Source organism: Bradyrhizobium sp. USDA 4501, assembly GCF_054062115.1.
In genome coordinates this window covers 1,696,214-1,722,483 of record NZ_JBSSEX010000001.1, presented here as the reverse complement: position 1 = coordinate 1,722,483, position 26,270 = coordinate 1,696,214, and the positions used below count along the sequence as shown (strand labels likewise).

Sequence of the window (26,270 nt, the reverse complement as noted above, 5' to 3'; positions counted from 1 at the left end):
CAAGCTTACCACACCCTGCTTGCTCACTTCCTTCCAGCAACATGTCAGTCTGCGGGCTTAGCTTCGAATAACCAGGCGAAGCCTCTCAAGACGGCATCTGAACTAAATTTACAATAGTCGAGCTGCGTTGTCTTCTGCACACATATCATGGCGCGAGTTCCCATGATTGCCTCTTTTTTTTACGGTCGTCGCTCCTAAAAAACTATGTTACAAGCCGCTCCTCTCAAAAGGAGCATTCACTGTGAAAAAAGCAACCAAGAAACGCGTTAAGCGGCGCGAGTGGACCAAGGCAGATATCAAGGAGCTCAAAGTCCATTCGAAGGCTCGGACTCCCGTCATAAAAATTGCAAAAATGACCAAACGCAGCGTCGGTGCGTTGCGCCAGAAGGCGTTAAATCTCGGAATAGGACTCGGACATCAGCGGTAGCTTACTTAGCAGCGCCGGTAGCCGGCACAAAAGGGCGGCTCGCAGGCCGCCCTTTACGGCCGTTGCAATTGTTTTCCACGGGCTGCCAATTGCTTTGTGGAAAGAACTTTTCACGCGCTTGGTTTGTCACTCTCGAGGAAGGGCCCCAGTGCTTCGTGATCCCTTGAGGTTAAAGGAGTACGGCCGCGAAGGCTGCTTTGCCCGGTATGATCGAGAGCGACGAGACAATCGTACGACCGGTCCTGCTTCGAATGTTTCCAGGCTGGAAATTGTTTCGATGGTCGCTCGTTCCCGTTAAGGGGTCGAGGAATGCGGCGGATCGCTGTTAAGGGCCGCGATTGTTCTTGGTGACGGCTAGACGGGACGCTCCAATTAGCAAACCGGATCGCTGCAAGTCTTGAGACCCACGCCGCCACAGCCGAAGCTCATGCCTGGCTAAAGCTTTGGCGTAAGCGGTGGCCGCGGAGCCTGTTGGTGAACTTGAACTCCCAAGCGATAAGGCGCGCTCAGCAGCAACTGAAAAAGCGCTCTGTTGGCTTGATAGACGGCGGCGGAGCGGTTGCGTGCGAAACCCATCATCACCTGCGCGCCTTCGGCGGTGTGGAGGGACCATAACCACCTTCGACCGCGCCGCCTCACGAAATATTCGAAGGCCGGGAGAGTCGGATGGTTAGCCAGCTTCATTTCTGACGATTGCTCGTTTTGGTCTTCTGGATGCCAGAGCGGGCCTTCTCCAAGCGATGCCTCACTGCGGCCAGCCCGGTAATGAACTCGCTTGATCCGTCAGGGCCGAATTCGTCAAAACCCTGTACATCCAGCGCTTCCTCTCGAGGCGTCAAACTAGCGAGATGCTTGCGCGTTTTGGCGGTCAGCGACATCTGAACTACTCGCGCATCGGCTGTGGAGGGTTTGCGCCTCAGGAATCCCTTTTTCTCCAAGACTTTTGAGTGGGTCGTGACGAAAGAAGGATCGACGTGCATCAACCGTGACACCAGGTTGACGGACACACCTTTTTCTTTGCCCAGGTAGTCCACTGCCATCAGGATCATCCACTGTGGCCCAGTGATGCCAAGCATATTGGCACGGAATTTGGCGAGTTCTTCGAGGCAGGCACTGATCGATCTGATCTCCCACATGAACGGCCGGAATACCTCCTGTCCGTCAGCGGAGATACGATAAGGCGCGTTTGCTGGACTAGGTAAATCCGGCGGCATCGTGGGCCAGGTTCCATCCTTTACAGACTTCCATTACCGCGGATTAGAAATCGGGACAACGCCGCAAGAGCAGCAACTCCGATACTTGGTACAGATCGGACGGATTGTGGGACTTGCGACAGCAAGGCGGGGAGAGGCGCTACACGCTCGTTGTGTTGACCGGCCAGCGGCAGGCAGTTGCGGCGGGGGCGATATCGCGCGCTGAAAGGTCTGATCCGCCTGACATTTCAGATGTCCGCCTGTGTGCTTTCTTGTCCCTCTCGCCGAGCTCTCCGTTCTAGTGCCGAGCTTTTCCGGCCTATGCCAAGACAGCGAAGTGCATGGTGCATGCCGCATTTATGCTTTCAATGGTCGAGGAAAACGCACCACGTCGACTGTACATAGCAACTTCCCATGTGCCGCGCGCAGGTACCTGCTGAACATTAGAATTCTTTGCAGCCTTTCGAATCCGCAGCCAGTCTTCGCGCAATTGAGCTGGCCCCTTGACTTCATCTCGACTGTCGAGCAATCGGGGGCATCGCAGCTGTCAAATGCGTCTGCGATCTCGCCCAATCGATCGAACCGAACGGCTCTCGAATCATGAGTGGCAGGTCAAATCCCTGTCGCAGCATTAGCTGGTGCGCAAGCAGTCGTCCCTAACTGTTCTGCGCCTACCTCTTCTTCGAAGTCAGACGAGCGGCGCGGTTCATTTTTTCAAGCATGAGGTCCGAATTATGAGCGATGCTTTTGACCGTTCGCCCGCGGTCTGCTTTCTCCTCGGACTTCCACGATCCGGGACGACACTCCTGGCGCACCTGCTCCAGCAACATCCAGATATTGTAGCTCCGCCTGAACCCTGGTTGATGCTGGCGCTCGAGGCATTTGGCAGGGTGGATCAGCGCCACCCGGCAGGATCTTTGCTGATTGAGAGCGCAACCTCCGAATTCCTGGGGCGCATCGATCGGACGATTGCCAGCCGCGCTTTTGCCGATGCAGCATACGGTCAGTATCTGGCAACAGCGGGCAAGCGGATCATCATAGACAAAACGCCCCGCTATTGGGCGGCGCTTGAATTCCTTGAACGTGTCTATCCAGAGGCACCACACATCCTTTTGATACGCAATCCTTATGCCATCGCGGCTTCACTGAAATCCACGTGGGGCATCCCGCTTCGAGCCAAAAGCTCCTACTCGGTCAGCGTATCTAGTCTCGCCGATCTCGTGCTCCGTCTGCCCGATGCCTTAATATCTTCACTTGCCGATTTGGTTCTGGGCCTTCCGATGCTCGCTGCGCACCGCGCGCGCCCGCGCACGCAGCTGGTGCGATATGAGCTGCTTGTGACGCATCCAGACGAAGAGATTAGGCGCCTGCTAAGCGGGCTCGACTGTGATCCCGCGGCGGCCGCAGCGGCGAGCATGGGCCAAGTAGATTATCTTCGATCCAGCAGCTTTGGGGATCGCAAAATCCTGGAACGAAATGCGGTCGATCAAAGCTCTGTCAAGACATGGCAATCCCAACTAAGCATCGAAGAGATGCAAACTGTGACCGATCTGGTCGGCACCAGGCTTTTGACAGAACTGGGATATGAGGCGGAGCTGCTGCAAGCACAGCAAGCCGGAGTTGTGGATAGAGGACCTCGGTTAACTGAACTCCATCGACAAATATTCCGAACCTGGCGGGATTTGCGAACTGGGAAGGCGGGAGCATCGTCCCAGCCATCTCAATCCGGGCAAGTCCACCCTGCTCCGCAGGTTCCGGAGAGCGTTCGTTCCACGTGCGACATGTCCGTGGTCCAGCCGCAGGATCTGTCCGCCGCCAGTATTGCGGAAAACTTGCGGCTGGCCGATTCAATGAGAGCGCAGTTGCAGCAGGCACTGTTGGCGTCAGAAGCTGATCGAGCTGCAGGGCTGGATGCTATTCTGACTCGTGATGCGGCGATCGAGATCTTGCGAGGTGAGGTCGCGCGGCTTGAGCAGATCGTCAATATGGCTTAGAGTGATCTCGATGCTTGCGATCAAAACACGCTGGCTGATTTAGCCAGGCCCCCCCAACGAACTGATCTACGCCAATAGCGTGTGAGGCAGGCGCCGGCGGCACCACGGTAGAACGCGACATGCCCGGGGTGTGTCAGTCGGTCTGCTGCCCAACCGGCACTTGATCACTTGGATAGCCACGCGCACCGGCGAGCTCGCTCCGCACCCGACGTCCTCCTCTGGGCCGGCGCTGCAGAACCGAGATCCTGCATCGAAAATAACATATATGCTGCCAAAACATCTGCGCCGTCTTGAATCTGAATCGATCGAAATCATGCGTGAGGTGGTCGCCGAGTTCAAAAGGCCGGTCATGCTTTACTCGATCGGAAAAGACTCGAGCGTGCTGCTGCACATTGCGATCAAGGCGTTCTATCCGGCAAAATTGCCTTTCCCCCTGCTTCACGTCGACACGACTTGGAAGTTCCGCGAGATGATCTGCTTCCGGGACGCGACGGCCAAGCGGCTCGGCGTCGAGCTGATCGTCCATGTTAATGAGGAGGGCATTGCGCGCGGAATCAATCCGATCGACTCCGGCTCGGCGCTTCATACCCAGGTGATGAAGACCGACGCCCTGAAGCAGGCGCTCGAGCTTTACGGATTTGATGCCGCGCTTGGCGGAGCCAGGCGTGACGAGGAAAAGAGCCGCGCCAAGGAACGGATACTGTCGTTCCGTTCGGCCGGACACGTATGGGACCCCCGCAACCAGCGGCCGGAGCTCTGGAGCCTGTTCAACACACGGATACGCCAGGGCGAAAGCATGCGCGTGTTTGCGATGTCAAACTGGACCGAGCTCGATGTATGGGAATATATCATGCTCGAAAAAATCCCGGTCGTCCGGCTCTACTTCGCAAAGCTAAGACCGACGGTGCGCCGAAATGGCGCGACGATCATGGTTGACGACAGGCGATTGCCGCTCAACCGCGATGAGACGCCGCAAATGCGCATGATCCGCTTTCGCACGCTGGGATGTTATCCCTTGAGCGGGGCCATTGAATCCGATGCGACGACGATAGAAGAGGTGGTCGCAGAAATGCAGACTGCGACGGTGTCCGAGCGTCAGGGGCGCCTGATTGATACCGATGAAGCCGCTTCGATGGAAAAGAAGAAGCGGGAAGGTTACTTCTGATGACTTCCATAGCATTGTCGAAACCCATCCACCCTAGTGCAAGGGACCAGCTGCGATTCATAACATGTGGCTCGGTGGACGATGGAAAATCGACCCTGATCGGGCGGTTGTTGCACGACAGCAAGATGATCTACCAAGATCAGCTTGTGGCAGTGAAACGCGACAGCGTCAGGCATGGCAGCGCCGACATCGACTTCGCGCTGCTCGTGGACGGGCTCGAGGCCGAACGGGAGCAGGGTATCACGATCGACGTCGCCTACCGTTTCTTCACGACGCCGCGGCGCTCTTTCATGGTGGCTGACACTCCCGGTCACGAGCAGTACACCCGCAACATGGCGACCGGCGCCTCGAATGCGCAGCTCGCAATCATCCTGATCGATGCCCGCAAGGGCGTGTTGGTTCAGACCCGCCGCCACTCCTTCATTTGTTCGCTGCTTGGCATTCGCCATGTTGTGCTGGCAGTGAACAAGATCGACTTAGTCGCATACAGCAAGGTTGCTTTCGATCGGATCGTCGCCGACTATCTGGCCTTTGCCGCCGGCCTTGGCTTTAGCTCGATTGTTCCGATCCCGATCTCTGCCCGCCACGGCGACAACGTCGTCGACCGGTCCGCTCATACCAAGTGGTATCATGGTCAATGCCTGATGGAGCATTTGGAGAGCGTCGATATCCAGTCCGACACCGCAAGCCAGGCTTTCCGCTTTCCAGTCCAATGGGTGAACCGGCCCGATCCGGATTTTCGCGGCTACGCCGGATCGGTGGCTTCCGGCAGGATCTCGACAGGCGACGAGATCGTTGTCGCCGCATCCGGACGTACCACCCGCATCAAGCGGATCGTGACCCATGATGGCGACCTTGTCGACGCCGAAGCCGGCGATGCCGTCACCATTACGCTGGAAGACGAGATCGACATTGGCCGTGGCGATCTTCTGACGCGACCAACCGAACGACCCAGCGTCGCCGATCAATTCGCCGCTTATCTGATCTGGATGGACAACGGGTCGCTCGCTCTCGGACGAAATTACATCCTGCGGATTGGCTTGCAAACGGTCGCCGGCAGCATTACCGCGATCAGGCATCGGATCGATGTCAACACATGTGAGCACCTGGCTGCCGAGACGCTTTCTCTCAATGAGATCGCGTTCTGCAATATTGCGACTGCACTGCCCGCCGCATTCGATCCTTACGACGTCAACCGGAAAACCGGATCATTTATCGTCATTGATCGTTGCACCAATCGCACCGTCGGCGCCGGCATGATTGCGTTTCCGCTGCGGCGGGCCACCAATGTTTCCTGCCAGGCGCTTTCGGTGGGCAGGAGTGAGCGCGCCGCGCTCAAGGATCAGAAGCCTTGCGTCGTCTGGTTCACCGGTCTGTCTGGCGCGGGAAAGTCGACGATCGCCAACATGGTTGATCAGAGGCTGCTCGCAATGTCGCGGCATGCCATGCTGCTGGATGGTGACGACCTCCGGAACGGATTGAACGCGGACCTGGGCTTCTCGAAGGCTGCGCGGGTGGAAAACATTCGGCGTGCCGGACAGGTTGCCAAGTTGATGCTGGACAGCGGCTTGATCGTGATCTGTTCGTTCATCTCCCCCTACAGGTCCGAACGAGACATGGTTCGCAGCCTGATTGGCAAGGACGAGTTCATCGAAGTCTTTGTCGATACGCCAATCGAGGAATGCGCAAGGCGGGATCCAAAGGGTCTCTACTCAAAGGCAAAAGCCGGTGAGATCAAGAACTTCACGGGCATCGATGCGTCCTACGAAGCGCCGATAACGCCCGAAATTCATCTCAGGACAATGGAGCAGGCGCCAGAGCAAGCAGCGGAAGTCGTCGTCAACGCCGTGATGGCGCGCGCAGTCTTCTGCGACGAGCGGCGATAAACCTGCCGATTCGTGGTCGCGGATGCCGCTCTCCTGCCTACTGGCTTGCCGAAGGCGACTCGGGTTAAGTGCGAGCATCGATCGGATTCGTCGATGCTAAGGGATTAAGATGGTTGCATCCACTCGTCGATTGCCCGCTTCCGGTTATGTGCTCGAAGTCGACGGTCAATTGAAAACCGAGTTCACGACAAGAGACGGCGCCTGGGCAGGAGCGCAAGAGCTTAAGAAGCGCCGTCCCATGCTCCAGATCAGAGTCTATGACGCCATGACGAAGGACAGAGACGAAGTCAGCCTTCCAGTCGCCTAAGTGTCTTCAAGCGTCCTTTTTTCTGCGTGGGGCTAGCGCCGCGCCGAGTTGCTGTGCAGGCAGAGCCGCAGTGTCTTGGAGCCTCGATCTCGTCCGCAACTCCGAGATTGAGAGGCAAAGTTACCTCTTTTTCCTCAGCCACGGTGTCTCACGCTGTTCGCCGGCGACTACTTGACGCGCCCTTGAGGCCATTTCGCTTTGTCATCGGTAGTGTTCGAAAGGCTATTCAAGGGCGTTCGGTCGGTTCTGGCAGGACAATGCGGGAGCGGCCCGGCGCAACTATAAGTGGCGAGGCGATGACCATTCCACGCCACCGGGATTCGCAATCCCGAGAAGGGGGCAAGAGCGGCGAGCCGCAGCCAGGAAACCTGCTAGCAGCCATTGTCATGCGCAATGCGTCGGGCGGGGTGCTCTGAGGCACTGGTTGGCCCGTTAAACTTGACTACGGCTCAGATCGAGGTTGCAACGTCAACGCGGCGGCGCAATCGCGCGACACGAGCTCACGGCCGATATAAGCCGCACGAAGCGGTCCAGCACGTTAGCCCAGCAGAGCGGCACGAAACCTGCACCGCGAAGGAGGCACCAGCCATGAAAAGTAGGAAATGCCACTCAACTCCACTGCCGTTGCGACCAGCGCTATTGTCCACCTCGTGCTGCGAATGGTCATGATCATCGTATGCTGTATCCGTCGGTTCGTCTTCAGTCTGACCGGACCGGCTTTGGCGTGCGCGGCGCCTATGCAACGAGGGACGTTCGTAACCAAACTCATCTAGATGCGCTACCGAAGCAAGATCATGTTCTCATATCTAAAGCTTGCCTTAGACGACGGATCGGCGGCCTCGCGTAGTCGAATCATCTCGCTATATGCCTTCTTGTTGGCCATCAATTGCTTGGCCTGGACCTGGGCCATCGTAGCGCTGTCCGACAGGCCGACGCTGCTGGCGACAGCCTTGCTGGCCTATGTGCTCGGCCTTCGGCACGCCGTCGATGCCGATCATATCGCGACCATCGACAATGTCGTTCGCAAGCTGATGCAGGATGGCAGGCACCCTCTCGCGGTCGGACTTTTCTTCGCCTTTGGCCATTCCTTGTCGGTTGCAGTGGCGGTCGCCGCGATCGCAGCTGCGGCGCTCGCCCTGCAAAGCGGTTTCCAGGAGTTCCGGGCGGTTGGCAGCATCATCGGCACCGGTGCATCAGCCTTCTTCTTACTGACGATTGCCGCCATCAACCTTGTGATCCTACGGGATGTCTGGCGGAGCTTTCAGCCTGCGCGGCGTGGCCAACGAATTGGAGAGCATGAGTTCGATCTGCTTCTGTCTGGTCGTGGCTTGCTGTCCCGGCTCTTGCGCCCACTGTTTCGCATGGTGACGGCGAGCTGGCAGATGTTCGCGATCGATCTGTTGTTCGGCCTCGGATTCGATACCGCGACGGAAATCAGCCTTTTCACCGTCGCAGCCGGGCAAGCTTCGGGAGGGCTAGACTTCACTACGGTGATGATATTTCCGGCTCTCTTCGCCGCCGGCATGATGCTCGTCGATGCGACCGACAGCGTCTTGATGGTCGGCGCGTATGGCTGGGCTTTCCTCAATCCGACCCGCAAGATCTGGTACAATCTGACCATTACGGCGATCTCAGTCGTCGTGGCGCTGCTGATCGGCGGCATCGAGGCACTTGGCCTGCTCGCCAACAAATTAGCGCTTGAAGGCACCTTCTGGAGCGCGGTGGACGATCTCGACGGCAGCTTGGCCAATTTCGGCTATCTCGTCGTCGGCGTCTTCCTGGTCAGTTGGGCGCTGTCATTTGCGATCTATCGCTGGCAAGGACTCGAAAACCCGCTCAAGCCGGGGTGAACTCATACAACCAATCATCGCACGTCTTCGGCGTCATTAGCTCCGTGCGTCTGACATCGAACAATGTTGGGTTCAATACCACCAGCGCAAAAGCGACTTCGAAATAGCCGATCGCAGGCGTTCAAAACTGCGAATAGTTTACGCTCTGGCCAAGCGCGGTTAGTCCCGGCGCTCCACTGGTTCGCTGAGTCCGCAATCGCCGGCGGAGCGGCTTGGTTGTGCGACTAGAACCAGAAACCTCCGATATCGAGCTCGAAAGTCGCCAATGAAAGAGCGGCAAGATCTCTGAGGAGATCAGTTATCGTCTGGCCTACCGCACATCTGGGCTAGTCGGCTTCTCCGCCTATCGATGTCGTAAAATGTTGGCATCGCTCTTGCTGGTGCACAACAGACTCAGTCGAATGTTTAAGAAGTCGCTCGAGGGGCTCGTGCCGCGTGATTAACTGCTTCGTTTTTCGTCGAACGGCTATACATGTCCGGCAAGCGCCTCGCTGAACGAAACGTCCGCATCTTCGACGCGTCGAGATATGATCGACGGCTCGCTAATCGTCGCCGGAGGTGACCGGACGTTGGTTCATCAACTCAGGTGTACTGACCAGCTCCTGCGACCGCGGATCGGCCTGCCTACCTCAAGACTGCGGATAGATAGCTATGATTGTTTTATCGACGGCGATCGACGCGGTGCACGACCAATGTGGGAATGAGATAATCGAAGACGATCTCGCAGGCGCACCGCGGCAGCGCTACCAGTCTGCACCGCAGCGTGCGCACTTTCTTGAAACTGATCGCACGAGCCGTTTGCCTTCGTCTTCGAAATCAACGGCTGGGTGAACGCAGGTGCAGAATGAATTTGTGATCAGGCGGCGGGATCTGCTCGCGCTGATCGGCACCATCGCCGGCAGTTCGGCGATGTATCACGCAATGACGAGCCTCGGCTTCGCATCCGAGTCCGCCTACAAGGGGCCGCTCAGGCTCGCGGGCGATGTCAAGGGCGCTTCGGTGCTGATTCTCGGCGCTGGTCTTGCCGGCATGACGGCGGCGCTGGAACTGCGCAAGGCCGGCTACAAGGTCCAGATCCTCGAATTCAACAATCGCGCCGGCGGCCGCAACTGGTCGATCCGCAGCGGTGACAGTTTTACAGAGCTCGGCGGTTTCAAACAGGCCTGTGAGTTCGAGCAGGGGCTCTATTTCAATCCCGGCCCGTGGCGAATTCCCTGCCACCACCGGGCGCTGCTCGATTATTGCCGCCGGCTCAATGTGACGCTCGAACCCTTCATCCAGCTCAACCATAATGCCTATCTGCACGCGACGCGCGCCTTCGACGGCAAGCCGCAGCGCTGTCGCAGCATCAAGGCGGATTTCCAGGGCGGCGTATCGGAGCTGCTCGCGAAGGTCGGCCAGCAAGGCAGGCTCGACGAGTTCGTCAGCAAGGAAGACCAGGAGATCCTGCTGCAAGCGCTGCGCGATTGGGGCGTGCTGGATCGCGACTGCAAGTACAACGCCAATCTCGTCGCCGCCGAATTCCGCGGTTATGCCCGCGATCCCGGCGGCGGCTTGATGGGAGATCCGCTGCCCAGCGACCCGATCTCGCTGCAGGAGCTATTGCGGTCGCGGATGTGGCGCTATCTGCGGACCTATGCCCGCTACGACTTCCAGACCACCATGTTCCAGCCGGTCGGCGGCATGGACTTGATCGGCAAGGCGTTCGCGCGCGAGGTTGGCGATCTCATCCGCTATAACGCCAAGGTCACGCAGATCCAGCAGAACGGCTCCGTCGTCACCGTGAGCTATGTCGACACCGCCATCCCGTCCGCCGTGCAGCAGGCGACCGCCGACTGGTGCATCTGCACCATTCCGCTGTCGATCCTGAGCCAGCTGCCGGTCGATGTCGGCGGGCCGATGAAAAATGCGATCGATTCCTTGCCCTACCTAGCCTCCGTGAAGATCGGGCTACAGTTCAAACGCCGCTTCTGGGAGGAGGACGAGGCGATCTATGGCGGCATCAGCTACACCGACCTGCCGATCCAGCAGATCGCGTATCCGAACTATGGCTTCAACCGCGGCGGCCGCGGCATCCTGCTCGGTGCCTACATGTATGGCGGCGCCAATTCGTTCGAGTTCACCGCGATGACGCCGGCCGAGCGGGTCGCCAGCGCGGTTGAATTCGGCGCCGCAATCCATCCGCAATACAAGAGCGAGTTCGAGAACGGCGTCGCGGTGGCCTGGCATCGCGTGCCGTTCACGCTCGGCTGCGCCGGCCAGTGGACCGAGGCCGCCCGCGCGCAGCACTACCGCAATCTGTGCCAGATCGACGGCCGCATCGCGCTGGCGGGCGAGCACGCCTCGCAGCTGCCATGGCAGGAGGGCGCGATCCTGTCCGCGCTCGACGCCACTACCCGATTGCACGAGCGCGTGGTGAAGACCTGATGCAGGAACAGCTGTCATCCCTGCGCTGGCGCTGCTGCCGGCAAGCGCGACCTTTGGAGAGGACAACGCCAACGGCAAGCGCACCTTTTCCTCGGACTGTGGACCTTCAACCAGCGACGAAGCTGTCGACCTCCCTGCGGAGCTGGAGACGCGCTGGGTCGGCGATGGTTACGACCGGCGTACGCCAGGGAGCCTTGCTTGCCAATTTGACATCGATAGCGCCGTCTACTGGGAAGGCAACTGGGCTGAACAAGATGAAGGTCAGGCGCGGGGTGCATTCAATTGAGTATGGCCCGATCCGAACGGATAACGGGCCGCCGCTGTCCTTTCAAACAGTTCTCTTAAGGCATGTGCGAAATCGATTTCGGGAGAAGTAAGCGGATGGAAAATCGTTACGTGCCATATATTGGGATGGTTGCGTTGGCTAGTCAGCAGTATCTGGCCATCGCGTTCATCTATTCGGCCATTCCCGTGATCCTTCGGGGCAACGGTGCCAGCTTGGAACTAGTCGGCCTATATGGCACCGCTTTCTTTGCATTCACCGTTAACTTCCTTTGGGCCCCGGTGGTGGATCGATGGAGCCTCAATCGTCTCGGGCTGAGACGTTCGTGGATACTGTTGACCCAAGTTGGCAGTACCATCGTGCTGGCAGCGATGGCATTCTTGAATCCAAAAACCGATTTTGTCTCGCTTTTTCTTGTTTCCCTGGTACTTGCGACCATTGCTGCCACGCAGCGGATCGCAACTTTGGGCTATATAGCTGAAGCTCTCGATTCCAGCGAACGGCCGCTCGGGGCCGCGCTGCTGGGTTGGGGCCGGGCCATCGGCCATGTGATCGGTGGCGCCGTCTGCCTCCAATTGATCGAGATGGTCGGTTGGCGTCCAGCTTTGTTGGGTTTGGCGCTGCTGCTAGCCGTCTTCGCTGGTTGGGTGTTCGCTATTTCTGAACCGCTCCAACGCGGCGACCGATCGAGCGCGACGCAACGCCCCTCGATCTCCGCGATCTTTCGCTACCGTGGCCTGTGGACGACGGCCGCATTGATCGCGCCAGCGGTTATCGGGATCGCTGTGGCGTTCGCGACGGTTCAGTTGCGGCTTGTTGACCTCGGCTTCGCCGCAGCATCCATTGGATGGATCGGAGCGCTTTCGAACGTATTGACGTATACGCTGGTGGCGCCGTTGACCAGCGCAATCATCGGCCGAATGGCACCGCAGCGAGGCTTGATCTGGGGCTGCGCAGTCATGGCCATAAGTTTCGGCGTGCTTGCGACGGTTGATCGCTACGTCAGCGTTCGCCTGAGCGCCGTTGTGAGCGTCGGCATCGTGTTCGCGGCACTCGCTGTTCAGCATGTTACATTCACGAACTGGTTTCTCGGGCTCGCGCGGCCGGGCAAGGCGGGGACAGATGTCACGTTTCTGACTTCGGTAATGTCGGCGTCAGCGTTGGTGGGCTTCGCGGCGAGTGGGTTTGCCGTGGCGAGGTTCGGTTATGCTGTCACGCTGATACTGCCGGGCCTTGGCTCTGCTCTCTCCGCCTTGCTCGGCCTGGCATTGCTCCGTCAATCTGATAAAGAAGGGCCGGCGAGGGGTAGGCCCCTTTCTGCGGAGCAAGTTGTCGGCGCGAGAGACTTACGGAATGAACGACGATGATGCTGTGCTCACGCTGATTGGCCGCACCTATAGTTTTGAATCAGCTCATCGCCTTCCCAATCTCCCCGATGGCCACAAATGCAAGAACCTACACGGCCACAACTACCGTATGGAAGTGGTGATGCGCGGAGGGGTAGATGCAAGGGGCTTCGTAAAGGATTTCGCTGAGATGGATGCCGAACTTGAGCCGCTGCTGAAGCTCGTCGATCACCGACTGCTCAACGATGTCGATGGACTGGAAAACCCAACCGCCGAGATCATCGCCCGTTGGTTCTTTGATCGCATTCCCAATTGCGCGAGTGTGCGGATTTATGAGACCGCCGATTGTTGGGCGGAGGTTGCGGCCTATGGCGGCAGTCCAAAAGGCACGCCGAGTTAGTCGGGGGCGGTGAAACGCCAACGCAAGTGCACTATGGATGCCGAGCAATGGCCGGTGTTCGGCGGCGTCCGCGCGTGCCTAGGCATGGAACTCGACAGATAGATATACATCGGCCGTGCCGCTGATCCCCATTGGCCTGCCGCGGCGGAAGGGCTCCCGCGCCCAGTCATCGGGTGCTCATCCGGTCGGATGCAGTAGTCTAAGGTCGCTACAGACTTGTCTGGCACGTGGCCGTCCACGCTACGTTGTCCTGATGGCGTGACGCGCCGCCGACATCCTACTCTTAAATCAGCGAGCTGATTGGCATCCAACGGCCGGATACTGCGATTGCCCTTGAGCACGCAGATCTACAATGCGCTTCACTGATGTCGCATTGCTCTCGAACTACTCTCGAAGCAGTTGCTCTGCCCATCGTCGATCTCGAGCCACAGCCTCGCCTTGTGCGCAATGTCCACGCGCACGATCATCGCCCTCTGGAGGCTGAACCGTGACGAGCACCTCTTGGAAGTGTGTGGAATGACGAATTTTGCGCCTCGGGCGACGGTGACGACTACTCGATCCGGTAGCTTTGTCGTTCAGCCGCATGAGCTAGTCGTTAGGGCCGTTTTGACAGACACGCCTCGCGCACAAGGGGGCGCGCCAGGGCAGGAGAAACGCGATGAAATTGACCGCTCCGGGTCTCACCTCTCTTGCACTGATCCTGTTCGCCTGCGGGGCAACGGAGAGCGCTCGGGCCAACAATCCTGCCCCCGCCCAGGTCACAATACCGGCCGGCCAGAAAGGTGGCGGCGGTCAAACCCCGAGTATGTCGTCGCTGACCGAGCAGCATCGCCTGCCGCCGGACTCCAGCACCAGGCACACGCTTGAGCTGCCCGGGCGGACGCTTTCTTTCATCGCGACCGCCGGTTCCATCCGCCTGTTCGACGATAAGGGTGAGCCGCAGGCCGATATCGTCTATACCTCCTATCAGCTTGAAGGCACTGATCTCGGCACGCGCCCGGTTACATTCTTCTTCAACGGCGGACCAGGCTCATCATCGGCGTGGCTGCAGCTTGGCAATGCCGGACCGTGGCGGCTGCCGATCAATGCTGACGAGGTCACGCCATCGACATTTCCCGAGGTGAGGCCAAACGCGGAAACGTGGCTCGATTTCACTGATCTGGTGTTTCTCGATCCTGTAAGCACCGGCTATAGCCGTTTCGTGGCGGCCGGCGATGACGCGCGCAAATGGCTCTATTCCGTTGAGGGCGACTTCAACGCGCTCGCGCTGGTGATCCGCCGCTGGCTCGAAAAGCATGACCGGCTGTTGTCGCCGAAGTACATCGCGGGCGAAAGTTATGGCGGCATTCGTGGGCCGAAGGTCGTCGACCAGTTGCAGACGCGGCAGGGGATAGGCGTCAGGGGCCTGATCATGGTCTCGCCAGTGTTCGACTACAGCGCCGGCAGGAGCATGCTGCAGTACGTCGCCACGCTGCCGAGCTATGTCGCGACCCTGCGTGAAGCCGAAGGTTCGGTAAACCGAACAGATCTCGCCGACGTGGAAGCCTATGCGCGCGGCGAGTTTCTGGTCGATCTCATCAAAGGCCAGGCCGACAAGGAAGCCACCACGCGTCTGGCCGACAAGGTCGCTGTGCTGACCGGCATCGACCAAGCCGTCAGCCGCCGGCTCGCTGGCCGTTTCGAAGTGGCCGAGTTCCGCCGTGAGTTCGATCGCAAGAATGGCAAGTTAATCGGCAGGTTTGACGCCTCGGTGCGTGGCCTCGATCCATATCCGGAGTCGAATTTCCAGCTTTCAGGCGATCCCTCAAGCGATACGCTGGTGGCGCCTCTGACCAGCGCCACTGTCGATCTCCTTACGCGCAAGCTTGGCTGGCGGCCGGAGGGCTCCTACGAATTGGCCAATCGCAAGGTCAGGGAGGCCTGGGATTTCGGCCGTAGCCCTCCGGAGTCAGTTTCGGAGCTGCGCAAGATCTTGGCGACGGACCGGAATATGAAATTGCTGGTCGCGCACGGGCTGTTTGACCTCGCCACGCCATATTTCGGATCACAGATCGTGCTCGATCAACTGCCGCCATTTGCCTCCACACCGCGCGTCAAACTTGTCGTTTTTCCGGGGGGCCACATGTTCTATTCACGAGACGCTTCGCGCCACGCTTTGCGAGCAGAGGTCGAAGCGCTGATGAAATGAGGACGACACCAGGCCTGGTCATGAACAAGCCCGCCTTCGCACAAACATAATGTCGCTGATGCTACGGGACAGAGCACAATGGGCCGGTCTTTTGCGATCAGGGCGTGGATTGCGTCGTCCGGCCGCTAGACGACGCAGTCCCAAAATGGCTGCGAACAAAACCCGGCTTGATCAGCCAAGCAGCAAGCTGGCGGACACCATCTGATGCGCGCTCTCATGCTGGGCGGGGCGGGCGTGACGCGCTTCGCCGAGGATGGCCGAACCGAGCTCAACGATAACGCTGCCGCGCGCCGCCCGATCGCCTTCACGGAAGAGCGCATCATTCGTAGATCCTGACGGCGAAGCCAAACACCGCGCTGTCATCGTCTCCTCGGCCAACACCTGTAAGTGCTGAATTATACCGACGGCGGACCTACCGCGCCGATGTTATCACCGGGGTCGTCAACGATGATCCGAACCACTTCTCGACAGTGTTGTTGCCACAGGCTCAGCGAATTTTGTTCGGCCTCAAGGCTCGCGAATCGCTTTCCCTGTGAGACGCGCTTTTCGGAATTCGTAGAACGAAGCGCTTCCTGGAGAGCCGAAATGAATTTGAGCCCTTCCCTTGCGGCACACTTTCGTGAAGTGATCGTGAGGGGCTGGCTCATGAAGCAAGCTTTTATTCGCCGCAAGTACCAGGCGAGCTTCGATTCGTCCTTTCGACTACCCAGAACCGGCATGCATTTTATATGGCTCCTACGGGCCATGAGTTAATCTTCTCAGCGCGTCTGTTGCCGAAACTCTTCACTTTTACAACACTTCGGAAAGAAGGCGCGGGTGTTTGGAGGAGCCACCCGCGCCAAGTTTGCTTCGCCAGCTTGGCCGCCTTGGGGGGCGTGAAGATAAACAGCCAAGCCGTTAAGGTTCGCAGCAATTCATGTGCCAAGTGGGTCACGATGCAAGAGTAGCAAACAGACAGTACTCGACAGAGCGTAGTGACCGGACAGACAGGACGGAAAATCGTGCGGTCGGTTGCTGACAGACCGCGCATGACTTGCGATCCAAACGTGCGGCACTCAGGAGGTTTAATCAACAAGCGATTTCCTCAGCAACCCGCGTTCTAGACCATCATCGTTCTGTCAGAAAACCTGCCATCGAACCCGCGCAAGCTGCTTACTCATCGCTATCCGGCCATGCGCTCATCGTCTCGTTCCAAAGTCCGCTTTCCGGACGCTCCATCGAACGCAAACAGACCCCGTGTATCTGTTTGCCGATGTGACAAAGCGCCGCGCGCGCAAGGCGGGCGGAGCAGGTCAGCTGACCTGTCCGTGGCCATCGAGCTCAAGTGAATTCCAGCAGTGTCATTGAACTCCAGGCTACTACCGGGCTCGTCCGAGAATCTCCGCACCCGTCACCTTGTCTTCCGAAGGTGGAGGCGTACGTCAGGAAAAATTCACACGAGAAAATTCCAGAGAGGGTTGAAACGCACCTAACGTCAAGTTGTACGATCTGAAAAATGGACGGCGAGGGTCGTCAGCGTACAAAAACCTCCAACGAGCGACAGTGTGCGAATGTCTCAAGTCTTAGGCTCACGCAGGAAGCGGCAATCATCAAAGGCGCCATGCCGGGATCGGGGCCGGTCGCCACCGTCCGACGCGCGCTGCTAGTTCGATTTCAACATTGCCGGAGTGGCACACGACGCACGTAAGCCGGTCAGTTGGACTGCCGATGCGCGGCGACGAGCCGGCACGCGCGCTCAAATCTTCGGGATGCGATCAGAGTGAGCCGTCGCGCCAAATGGGTTCGAGGAGCGGTCAGAGATGTGAATGACATCGCTCGAGGCTCTGTCGCGCAGGGCTCCAGGCTGTTGAACGGCGCTCGTCGTCTCTTTGCTGGGGCGGTTTTGCTCCAGGTCATCGATGAATACAACTGAGGGGGAATAGTGTGACAAGACAGCGCTCTTTGCTGACGCCTGGTCCATTGTCGTTATCGCTGGACGTCAGGAGCCAAATGCAGCTCGACCTTGCATCGCGCGATTGCGAGTTCAAGGAAGTAACCGCCCGCATGAGGCGGCTACTGCTCAATTTGCTGGCAAATGCCGATGACTATTCGGTGGTCCCGATTCAGGGCGGCGGCTCTTTTGCGATGGAAGCCGCTCTGTCAACATTCGTGTGTTCAGCCCACAAGCCGCTCGTTTGCGTAAATGGCATCTATGGCGAGCGTATATACAAGATGCTGCGGCTATGGGGTGTCGAGGCGGTGACGCTTACCAAGCGCGTGACCGACCCTTTGGATCCTCAGGAAATCGGCGAGCATCTGAACCGAAATCCCGGCGTTACGCACCTGTGTTTCGTGCATTGCGAGACCACGACCGGCATCGTCAATCCGCTGGATGCGATCGTGCAGGAGGCGAGGCGACGTGGCGTGAAGACGATCGTCGACGGGATGAGTTCTTTTGGCGGCATCGATATTGACCTGAGCAAGGGGGGGCCTGACGTCCTGGTCACGTCGAGCAACAAGTGCATAGAGGGGCCTCCGGGAGTAGCGTTTGTGGTCGCCTCTCGCGAACTGTTGGAGAAAGCGGCTCAAGAGCCGAGGTCATTTGTGCTCGACGTGAGAGATCAATGGCTCTCGCTGGAGCGCACAGGTGAATGGCGTTCGACACCTCCCACCCATATCGTTCAGGCAACGACCAGGGCACTGGAGATCCTGGAGGAAGAGGGCATTCCTGCCCGCTGCCGCAGGTATGAGAAGGTCAGGGACAATCTCATCAAGGAGCTCGAGGGAGTGGTCTCCCCGCTGCTAGCCCCGAACGTGCAGTCACCGGTCTGCGTTGCGTTCGTTGCGCCGTCGGGGATGGCGGATCAGGCAGCATTTGATGGGCTGTATCGCCACCTGGCGAGCCACAACCTTTACATCTACTCCAGGCTGCACGTTGCGACGCGGAGTTTTCGGGTCGGTTGCATCGGGGAAATTCAATCCAGTTGGATCCAGCAGTTGGGTTGCGCCTTCCGGACATACTTCCGCCCGGGTCAGGGTGCGGCAGCGCGACCTATATCCGCCCAGGAGACATCCCAGGCGCTCGCCAAGGTGCCGCCTCGCGTGGCAGCGGGCGCGCAGGTGCCATGGTCCCCCGAGACCGCCGTTCTGCACGCGGGTTACCGCCGCGACCCGGTGACGAAAGCTGTGGCCGTGCCGATATATCAGAACACGGCGTATGAACTCGATGGCGACCTGAACCACATTGCGGACGTCTACAACGTAAAGGCTGATGGGTTCACCTATACAAGGATCATCAATCCGACGACCCGCGCGCTGGAAAGAAGGTATGCGGCGGTCGATACGGGAAGGGATTCGCTCGCCGTCGCATCAGGGCAAGCGGCAACCTTCCTTGCCATCGTCAACCTGGCAAGCGGGCAGGTCGGGGATAATGTCGTCGCCTCGCCCTATCTGTATGGCAATACCTGGAACCTGCTCCATAACACGCTGAAGCGTCTTGGCATCAGCGTCAGGACGGCGGACCCTCGAAGGCCTGAGACATTCGAGCGTGCCATCGATGATCGCACGATATGCCTGTTCGGAGAGGTGATTTCGAACCCCTGTCTAATTCCGCTACCGGTCAAGCAGCTGGCGGAGATCGGTCGGAAGTATGGCGTTCCCCTGGTGGTGGATAATACCACGACGCCACTGGTATGCCGGCCGTCAGATCTCGGTGCTGCGATCACGACGTACTCCGCGACGAAATACATATGCGGCCATGGCACCACGTTGGGCGGGCTGATTGTCGACAATGGAAAGTTCAGCTACCGGGGAGCCTCCCGCTTTCCGTTGTTCAACGGTCCTGACGAGGCGCATGGCGGGATTATCTGGCGCAGCGCGCTGCAGGATGTCGACGATCTTGGAAAAAGCGAGTTTCTGCTGAAGGCTCGCATGACTTGGTTGCGCGATACGGGGGCTGCGATCGCTCCATTTGCGAGTTTCCAACTGATCCAGGGGCTTGAGACGCTGCCGCTTCGCATGAAGCAGCACTGCGCCAACGCCAGGGTCGTCGCAGACGCCCTCAAGAAGCATCCAAAGGTGCGCCGTGTCTTCTATCCGGGCCTCTTTGAAGGCGCCGATCGGGAAACCGTCGACCAGACGCTCAACCCGGCATATGGGCACGGCGCAATGGTCATGTTTGAGGTGGAGGACGAGCTGGCCGGACGCAAGTTCATCCAGAACGTCGACTTGATGTATCACGTTTCGAACGTTGGGGATGCTCGCACCCTGGTGACGCATCCCGTCTCCACGACACACACAACCGTTCCACGGGAGAAGCGCGAGGCCGCGGGCATATTTGGCGGTTCGATCCGGCTTTGCGTCGGCATCGAGGACGTCGACGACATTGTCCGCGATCTGCACAAGGCGCTCTCCGCAATCTGACAACCTAGAAGGTGATCAGGAAGGGATTCTCATGAATCAGCCAGAAGCTTGGAAACTGAGGTCGTCACGCTATGAGGCCGTTCCATTCAGCCGCGAGATCAATAGGCAGCTCTCCGAGCTGAGGCCCGATAACATAATGGGTGCTGCGTATATCTTGAAAGACTACGTCGTGATCGCGGCGTGCACGCTCGCGACCGTGTCGGTCTCATGGTGGTTGTATCCGCTCGCGGTCCTTCTGATCGGCGCCTACCAGCGCGGATTGACGACGATCGCCCATGATGCGGCCCATCGCACGCTCGCGAAGAACACCACCTGGAATTACGTCCTCGGGATTCTGTTCGCTGCCTATCCTTTGTTCCAGCGCCACTGGGCCTACCGGATCTCACACGTCTATTTGCATCATCCCTATCTCGGCGACCCGGACAAGGACCCTGATCTGAAGTTCTTCCTGGCCAATGGTGTTTACGACGTGCAGCCGCCTGAGCGGTACGCGTTCAACCTGATCTGGAAGCCGATATTTGGCGGTGCGACGGTGGCGTACCTGAAGTATCTCTGGACCAACCGGTTTTCGATCAGAGATGCCGAGGACGAGAGCCGCTCAGGCATACTTATCGACAAGTATGGCTTCTATCTCTTCTGGATCTGCATCCTGGGCGGATCATATGCCCTTGGGCTGCTCCACATCGTGATCCTGTTTTGGATCGTGCCCTATCTCACCACGTTCCAGGTGCTTGGCTGGTTTGTCGAACTCGCCGAGCACTCACCGATGTGCGAGACCGAGACGCAGAACGTCTATCTGACCAGGAATCGCAAAGGAAATTTCCTGGAGCGGGCCATCCTGGGGCAAAACCTGGATGAATATCACCTCGAGCATCACCTCTCGCCCGGCATCCCGTTTTGGCTGTTGCACAAAGCCCAGAAAATCAGGATGCAGGATCCGGCTTACGCAAAGGTTGCCGCAAGCTGGGGAGGGCTCTTCGTCAAGGGGCCGCAAGGTCAGCCGAGCGTCATCACTCAGCTGAAGGAGCGAAACCGCCGTCTGTATGAGCAGTCTATGCGCGGTGCCAGCACGAGCGGACACCTCGCGTGACATTGCAACGGCCAGACCAAGCCCGCGCCGTGGTCGGCATCACCTCGAACCGTCTGTTGGTCGATGGTGTGCATCGCGATTGGTTGCGACGCAAGTACGTCGAGGCCCTGCTTCATCATGCGGGAGTGGCGTGCGTCATATTGCCGACGATCGACGCTGAAGATGCGTCGGTTGAGACCGGACCCGCGATCATGCGGGCTCTCGACGGGCTCATGTTGACAGGAGACGAATCCAACGTCGATCCTGCCGTTCTGAGGGCGCCTGCGTCCCGTCCGAGGGCTGATCAGGAGGACATCGAGAATGGAATCCGTGATCGTCCCCGGGACAGGCTATCCGGGGTAGCGATCAGGAACGCCATTGCCCAGGGAATGCCGATCCTGGGCATTTGCCGCGGTCTGCAGGAGCTCAACGTCTATTTCGGCGGCACACTTCGCTCATCCCTTAGCGAGTGGAGTCTGGGAAGTGGCCGGATGCATGCCGAGAAGACAGACCGCCCGAGAGATCGCCAGTACGATGTCGCGCATAGTATCAGGGTATGTCCGGACGGTGCGCTCTTTCCGATCGCGCGCACCGTCGAAGCACAGGTCAACTCGCTTCACAATCAAGGCATAGAGGTGCTGGCCAGTGCGCTAAGACGGGAGGCGTGGGCGCCTGACGGTCTGATCGAAGCGGTCTCGGTGGTGGGCGCGCCGACGCTGCAGATCGCCGTGCAATGGCACCCCGAATGGCACGCCTCAACCGATCTGCTGAGCAAGCGACTATTTACGGCGTTCGGAGAGGCGTGTCTTGCGTTCGCCGAACAAAGAAGCACGAGAGGTGGACAGTGACATTTCAAACCAAGCGCGGTCCGCCCAGATCGAAAGAGGAGTTCACCGGCACCGACGCGCCGGTATGGTTCGGGGGGCGTGCTGCGCCGCGACAGCCTCAAACGAACGGCGGGCGATCGACAGGCCGCTTCGCTCTGGGAGTTCTCTTTGTGGCGCTTTACGTCGTTCTGAGCGCGGCGGGCGAGGTGTATGCGGCATCGTACTTTCAGCAGGCGGACCTGTTCGTCGCTCTGCTGGTGTCCTTTGCCGCGGTATGTCTGTCGTTCAATCTGCTGGCTGGTCACGGCACGGGCAAGGCACGAGTGACGAAGCCAGCGCTCGTGGCTTTTGTGTCGCTCAATCTCGTGACCGCGATCAGCTGGATCGGATTGTTTGTCGGCCTGAAATACGCCGAACCTGCGATCGTCGTCGCGTTCATGGTGGCGCTAGGACCCGCCGCAACGGTGTGGTTGAATGCGCTAATCAGGCGGAAGGGTATCCCTCCAGCATCCGACATCGTCGTGAGCGCCACGATTGCGATGATTGGCGGCTACATGATCTGGATCTCGGTCAGCGGCAATGCGGGCGTGCAGTGGGGACCGCAATCGTCCTTCGGCATCGTCCTCGCAATCGTGGCCGGCCTATCGCTGGCGCTTACAAATATACTGGTCAAACTACTGTTCGATTGCGGGTTTTCCGGCCGACAGGTATTGGCGCATCGGTTCTATGGAACGATTCTCCTGTTGCTGGGACTGGTCGACTATTCCTCCATGATGCTTGAGATCTCGCAACATTGGCGTGCGATCGCGGCGATTGGGCTTTCCACGATCATTGTTCCGCTGCTCTTGATCCAGGAGGGCATCCGCCGCGTCGAGCCCTTCACCGTCAACATGGTGCTGTCCACCGCGCCTGTCATCACGTTCCTGTTCCAGTACTTCGATTCTCGTATCGTGCCTTCGCTCCACACGTTCATTGGAAATGTTCTCATCACGATTGTCGCTGTCGGCAACGTCTACTCGCAATATCGGAGGACCGCATGAACGAACGCAAATGTGTAATCGTCGACGCATATTCGACTGGCAGATTTCTACCTGAAGAGTTCAGGCGGTACGGAATTGGAACGGTGCACGTGATGTCGGCTGCACAGATCCCAGCCATCTTCCAGTCGCATTTCGACGCGGACCTGTATGATGAAGTCATTCGTCCCCGCGAATGCATGACCCACGACGAGCTCGTTGAATTTCATCTTCAGGCGCTCCGCGGCAGGGAGCTGGAGTTCGTTATTGCGGGGTCCGAGACCGGAGTTGAGCTCGCCGATTCCATCTCGGAACGGCTGGGGTTGCCTTCGAATGGGACGGCTCTGTCTGCCGCCCGGCGCGACAAATCGCGGATGTCCGAAGCGTTGGCCGCAGCAGGCGTGCGATCGATCAGACAGGTCGTGTCTGACAATGCCGTTGAGATCGCTCGCTGGAAACGTCAAGAGAACTTCGATGAAATCGTGATCAAGCCGCTGAACAGCACAGGCACGGAGGACGTGTTCTTTTGCTCGGCTGATGCGGATGTCGAGCGCGCTCTGGCTGCCATCGTCGGAAAGACGAACCGGGTCGGAGCGTTCAATGATCTGGCGCTTGCACAGGAGAGAATAAAGGGTCAGCAATATACCGTGAATGCCATCTCGATCGATGGAGAAGCGTTCGTCACCGAGGCCTGGACCTATGAGACCGTTCCCGTCGAGGGCGCGTCATCGGTCTGCTCACGCGAGTGGTTGCTGGGAGCCAGGGAGCCAATCGTTCTGGAGCTGTCCGATTACCTTGTGCGTGCGTTGCAGGCGCTTCGGATCATCCACGGACCCTCGCATGCAGAGATCATCGTCGATGATCGCGGACCAGTGTTGGTCGACTTCGGAGCGAGACTGCAAGGAACCATGTCGGCAAAAGCCCGGACCATGGCGTTGGGTGACAATCATATGTCGCTAACGGCCTGGCGGTACGCAAATCCCAAGGAATTTGGTGAGTGTATGAGGTTGCGTGGGGCCTACAAGCGACAGGCTCATGCACTGTGCGTCTCGTTGATTTCCGATATGAGCGGTGTCGTTGCCGGATACTCCGGATTAGCTGCAATCCGTAACCTCGCGAGCTTCGCTGATGCCATCGCATTCGTTCCCATAGGCCAAAAGCTGGTCCCGACGATCGACCTGGTGTCCACACCGGGCATCGTGTACCTCGTCAACAACGACTTGGTACAGCTTGAGGATGACTATCGCCAATTGCGTGCGCTGCGGATGAACCAGGTGTTCGATCTGATGGCGCAGGAAGGCGGCGAATGATCGACATCCGTGTGCCTCGCGCGAACTCAGCTCGTGCGGCGATGATTGGCGTGAGCGACTTTGACGGCATCCTTCGAGGTAAGCACGTCCTGGGTGAAGATCTCTCGGACGGGGATAAAGTCGTCAAGTTCTCTGAGGCGGTGCTGGCGTGGGATTGTGCGGACCGGGTCATTCCCGCAGGATTTACCCATAAGCCGCTCTCAGCATTTGGAGATGCCGATCTGCGTGTTCTGTCTGGCACCGGCCGTTTGGTGTCCTATCTCGGCGATCAGGATCTCTACCTTGCGGAGTTTATGGGCGCACATGAGGACATCTGCCCGCGAGGTATTCTGCGCAAAGTCCTGAAAAGGGCGGCCGATCACGGATACGGCTGCACGGCCGGGTTCGAGTTCGAGTTCATGTTGTTCAATGAGAACGCCGACACGATTGAGGACAAGCCGTTCGGCCAATGGGCTCCGTTCACGCGAGGCCCTTTCGGTTACTCGATTGCGCGCTCTGTCGCGCACCAGGAGCTGTTCGGCGAGATCCTGGCGCTTTGTGAAAAGGCCAGAATACCTCTCAGCGGCTTGCACTTCGAGACAGGGCCAGGCGTGATTGAAGCATCACTTCATCATTGTGATGCCCTGGAGGCTGCGGATCGGGCGATCATCTTCAAGGCAATGATAAAAGCCTGGGCGCAGACGAAAGGTATGATGGCAACATTCATGGCCAAGGTTTGTGAGGAGTGGCCCGGCCAGTCAGGCCATATTCACATCTCGATGTCCTCGGACGGTCAGAACGTGTTCTACGACAGTAACGCGTTTCGCAACGTCTCAAAGATCATGAGGCAATTTCTCGGCGGACAACTGAACTACATGAATGAGTTCTGTGTGCTCGCCGCGCCGAACTTCAATAGCTACAAGAGACTGGTCCCCGGTTACTGGGCGCCGGTCTGCCCAAGCTGGGGAATTGACAACCGCTCCTGCGCGGTTCGGGCCATTCCGGGGGAGCCGTCTGCACATCGCCTTGAGTACAGGCTGGCTGGTGCAGACATGAACCCATATCTCGCTCTCTCATGCGCCATCGGCTCGGGTGTGCTGGGCGTCGAGACAGATGCGGACTTGCCGGCTTCGATCGTCGGTGATGCAAGCACGGAGATGTGTCCTCGCTCCGGAAGGCTGCCTCAAAGCCTGTCAGAGGCGACATATCGGTTTGCACAGTCTCCGGCGGCCAATGATGTGTTCGGAGAAAGGTTTGTTGAAGCCTTTTCCTGCTCCCGGCGCTGGGAGTGGGAGGCCGTTCAACATCGGGTGACTGACTTTGAACGTCGGCGGTACTTCGAGATCATCTAGCTGTTCGTGTTCTTGGGTATCGCGGCCGTTGCGCCGCAGCTGATCAGGGCCAGGGCGTCCGTCCGGGACAGCCGCTCAAGTTCAGGCCTGGGCCCTTCCTTCCTTCGCCGTCTTCCTGGAGGCTGGCGACCATAACAATGTAGCCATTCATGTTGCGGCGCGTCAGCTGAACCTCCGGTCGCTGGGCGCGACCGGAGGTTGGCCCCAACAGGGCTTCGCGTCAGTGCCGCTTGCTGCTTATCGGCGGGCTGTTGGACGCAGGGTCGTCAACTGCCTCATTGTCGGACGCGTTGCCGCCGTCTGCATTCTTTGCGCCCTTGGTCGACTTCCTGCCCGCTTTTGCGCCAGCGGCCCTGAGCTTAGGCGAGGAGTCCTCATCATCGCTTATCCCGCTCTGTACGCTTGATCCTTGCGCGCCTTTGCGAGCCTTGGCATCTGCGGCAAGGCTTTGCGCAATGACTGGGTAAGCAAGGAAAGCCGCAAGGCCGCATGCGAGTACAGAGGTCTTCACCAATTTCATTCACGTCTCCTGGATCGATTTGCTTGACGGAGCGAGTTCGGCTCGACGCCGTGCCGCCCGCCTGCGCCGCTTGCATCGCGTTAGGCGTACGTGCAGCGCGGCTTCATCTAATCTCTCTTGTGTGGTCATCGTTTAGGAGACTTGGGGTAAATTCGCGTAGTTGTTGTCTTACCTGTGGCGATACAACGGTCCGTATCGTCGAACACTGCTCACGACCGGAGGGACGAGTCCAAGATCTGCGCTGCTGAATTCGCCCCGGTCGGGGAGATAGACGCGCGCGACTGGCGGCTTTGAAGTTCACACGCCTGGAGTCGTCTCAAGGCAGGCACC

At 58.7% G+C, this 26,270-nt stretch carries 18 protein-coding genes; 16 read left to right on the top strand and 2 right to left on the bottom strand.

What is annotated here, in order from left to right; all coding sequences use genetic code 11:
- Positions 1-241 precede the first annotated feature (241 nt).
- Entirely contained in the window at positions 242-427 is a 186-nt protein-coding gene (locus tag ACVWZM_RS08035) for a hypothetical protein (RefSeq protein ID WP_076829490.1), read from the top strand.
- Between the two features lie 680 nt (positions 428-1,107).
- Here ACVWZM_RS08035 and ACVWZM_RS08030 read toward each other — a convergent pair.
- On the bottom strand, positions 1,108-1,563 hold the full coding sequence (locus ACVWZM_RS08030) for a MarR family winged helix-turn-helix transcriptional regulator (RefSeq protein ID WP_456852445.1): 456 nt from the start codon (positions 1,561-1,563) through the stop codon (positions 1,108-1,110).
- A 791-nt stretch (positions 1,564-2,354) separates the two neighbouring features.
- Between ACVWZM_RS08030 and noeE the strand changes: the two genes are divergently transcribed.
- The 15 genes from noeE to ACVWZM_RS07955 all read left to right on the top strand — a co-directional run bounded on the left by noeE (position 2,355) and on the right by ACVWZM_RS07955 (position 25,420).
- On the top strand, positions 2,355-3,614 hold the full coding sequence (gene noeE, locus ACVWZM_RS08025; protein ID WP_456852443.1) for a nodulation protein NoeE: 1,260 nt from the start codon (positions 2,355-2,357) through the stop codon (positions 3,612-3,614).
- A 265-nt stretch (positions 3,615-3,879) separates the two neighbouring features.
- Complete coding sequence (cysD, locus tag ACVWZM_RS08020; protein WP_456852441.1) at positions 3,880-4,779, top strand: sulfate adenylyltransferase subunit CysD; 900 nt, start codon at positions 3,880-3,882, stop codon at positions 4,777-4,779.
- Positions 4,779-6,665: a sulfate adenylyltransferase subunit CysN gene (gene cysN / locus ACVWZM_RS08015; protein ID WP_456852439.1), complete on the top strand. Its 1,887-nt coding sequence runs from the start codon at positions 4,779-4,781 to the stop codon at positions 6,663-6,665. Before cysD ends, cysN begins: the two co-directional genes overlap by 1 nt.
- A 1,080-nt stretch (positions 6,666-7,745) precedes the next feature.
- Entirely contained in the window at positions 7,746-8,822 is a 1,077-nt protein-coding gene (locus ACVWZM_RS08010; RefSeq protein WP_456852437.1) for a HoxN/HupN/NixA family nickel/cobalt transporter, read from the top strand.
- 837 nt (positions 8,823-9,659) lie between these two features.
- Positions 9,660-11,249, top strand: coding sequence for an FAD-dependent oxidoreductase (locus tag ACVWZM_RS08005; protein ID WP_456852435.1), 1,590 nt, complete (start codon positions 9,660-9,662; stop codon positions 11,247-11,249).
- Between the two features lie 381 nt (positions 11,250-11,630).
- Positions 11,631-12,899: an MFS transporter gene (locus tag ACVWZM_RS08000; protein ID WP_253624281.1), complete on the top strand. Its 1,269-nt coding sequence runs from the start codon at positions 11,631-11,633 to the stop codon at positions 12,897-12,899.
- Positions 12,886-13,278, top strand: coding sequence for a 6-carboxytetrahydropterin synthase QueD (gene queD, locus ACVWZM_RS07995; RefSeq protein ID WP_076829223.1), 393 nt, complete (start codon positions 12,886-12,888; stop codon positions 13,276-13,278). Before ACVWZM_RS08000 ends, queD begins: the two co-directional genes overlap by 14 nt.
- 658 nt (positions 13,279-13,936) lie before the next feature.
- Complete coding sequence (locus ACVWZM_RS07990) at positions 13,937-15,466, top strand: S10 family peptidase (RefSeq protein WP_456852432.1); 1,530 nt, start codon at positions 13,937-13,939, stop codon at positions 15,464-15,466.
- Between the two features lie 204 nt (positions 15,467-15,670).
- A complete protein-coding gene (locus ACVWZM_RS07985; protein WP_456852430.1) occupies positions 15,671-15,802 on the top strand; it encodes a hypothetical protein in 132 nt (43 codons plus the stop codon).
- 1,653 nt (positions 15,803-17,455) lie between these two features.
- Entirely contained in the window at positions 17,456-19,867 is a 2,412-nt protein-coding gene (locus tag ACVWZM_RS07980; protein ID WP_456852428.1) for a 2-aminoethylphosphonate--pyruvate transaminase, read from the top strand.
- A 31-nt stretch (positions 19,868-19,898) separates the two neighbouring features.
- Positions 19,899-20,957, top strand: coding sequence for a dhydrorhizobitoxine desaturase (rtxC, locus tag ACVWZM_RS07975; RefSeq protein WP_456852426.1), 1,059 nt, complete (start codon positions 19,899-19,901; stop codon positions 20,955-20,957).
- The gene (locus ACVWZM_RS07970) at positions 20,954-21,784 is read left to right on the top strand and encodes a gamma-glutamyl-gamma-aminobutyrate hydrolase family protein (protein ID WP_456852424.1); all 831 of its coding nucleotides are present in this window, start codon (positions 20,954-20,956) and stop codon (positions 21,782-21,784) included. Before rtxC ends, ACVWZM_RS07970 begins: the two co-directional genes overlap by 4 nt.
- On the top strand, positions 21,781-22,803 hold the full coding sequence (locus ACVWZM_RS07965; protein WP_456852422.1) for an EamA family transporter: 1,023 nt from the start codon (positions 21,781-21,783) through the stop codon (positions 22,801-22,803). The genes ACVWZM_RS07970 and ACVWZM_RS07965 overlap by 4 nt, the downstream gene beginning before the upstream one ends.
- A complete protein-coding gene (locus tag ACVWZM_RS07960) occupies positions 22,800-24,089 on the top strand; it encodes an ATP-grasp domain-containing protein (RefSeq protein ID WP_456852420.1) in 1,290 nt (429 codons plus the stop codon). Before ACVWZM_RS07965 ends, ACVWZM_RS07960 begins: the two co-directional genes overlap by 4 nt.
- Positions 24,086-25,420, top strand: a complete 1,335-nt coding sequence (locus ACVWZM_RS07955; RefSeq protein ID WP_456852418.1) for a glutamine synthetase family protein — start codon at positions 24,086-24,088, stop codon at positions 25,418-25,420. The genes ACVWZM_RS07960 and ACVWZM_RS07955 overlap by 4 nt, the downstream gene beginning before the upstream one ends.
- 220 nt (positions 25,421-25,640) lie before the next feature.
- Here the strand turns inward: ACVWZM_RS07955 and ACVWZM_RS07950 are convergent, their stop codons facing one another.
- Positions 25,641-25,940, bottom strand: coding sequence for a hypothetical protein (locus ACVWZM_RS07950; RefSeq protein ID WP_456852416.1), 300 nt, complete (start codon positions 25,938-25,940; stop codon positions 25,641-25,643).
- Between the last annotated feature and the right edge of the window lie 330 nt (positions 25,941-26,270).

Bases quoted from the DNA above. Each gene is read 5' to 3' on its own strand.
- ACVWZM_RS08030 (WP_456852445.1), bottom strand. From the start codon at position 1,563: ATGTGGGAGATCAGATCGATCAGTGCCTGCCTCGAAGAACTCGCCAAA.
- ACVWZM_RS07950 (WP_456852416.1), bottom strand. From the start codon at position 25,940: ATGAAATTGGTGAAGACCTCTGTACTCGCATGCGGCCTTGCGGCTTTC.
- queD (WP_076829223.1), top strand. From the start codon at position 12,886: ATGAACGACGATGATGCTGTGCTCACGCTGATTGGCCGCACCTATAGT.
- noeE (WP_456852443.1), top strand. From the start codon at position 2,355: ATGAGCGATGCTTTTGACCGTTCGCCCGCGGTCTGCTTTCTCCTCGGA.
- ACVWZM_RS07980 (WP_456852428.1), top strand. From the start codon at position 17,456: ATGCAGCTCGACCTTGCATCGCGCGATTGCGAGTTCAAGGAAGTAACC.
- ACVWZM_RS08000 (WP_253624281.1), top strand. From the start codon at position 11,631: ATGGAAAATCGTTACGTGCCATATATTGGGATGGTTGCGTTGGCTAGT.
- ACVWZM_RS07985 (WP_456852430.1), top strand. From the start codon at position 15,671: ATGCGCGCTCTCATGCTGGGCGGGGCGGGCGTGACGCGCTTCGCCGAG.
- cysN (WP_456852439.1), top strand. From the start codon at position 4,779: ATGACTTCCATAGCATTGTCGAAACCCATCCACCCTAGTGCAAGGGAC.
- ACVWZM_RS08010 (WP_456852437.1), top strand. From the start codon at position 7,746: ATGCGCTACCGAAGCAAGATCATGTTCTCATATCTAAAGCTTGCCTTA.
- cysD (WP_456852441.1), top strand. From the start codon at position 3,880: ATGCTGCCAAAACATCTGCGCCGTCTTGAATCTGAATCGATCGAAATC.
- ACVWZM_RS07990 (WP_456852432.1), top strand. From the start codon at position 13,937: ATGAAATTGACCGCTCCGGGTCTCACCTCTCTTGCACTGATCCTGTTC.
- rtxC (WP_456852426.1), top strand. From the start codon at position 19,899: ATGAATCAGCCAGAAGCTTGGAAACTGAGGTCGTCACGCTATGAGGCC.
- ACVWZM_RS07955 (WP_456852418.1), top strand. From the start codon at position 24,086: ATGATCGACATCCGTGTGCCTCGCGCGAACTCAGCTCGTGCGGCGATG.
- ACVWZM_RS07960 (WP_456852420.1), top strand. From the start codon at position 22,800: ATGAACGAACGCAAATGTGTAATCGTCGACGCATATTCGACTGGCAGA.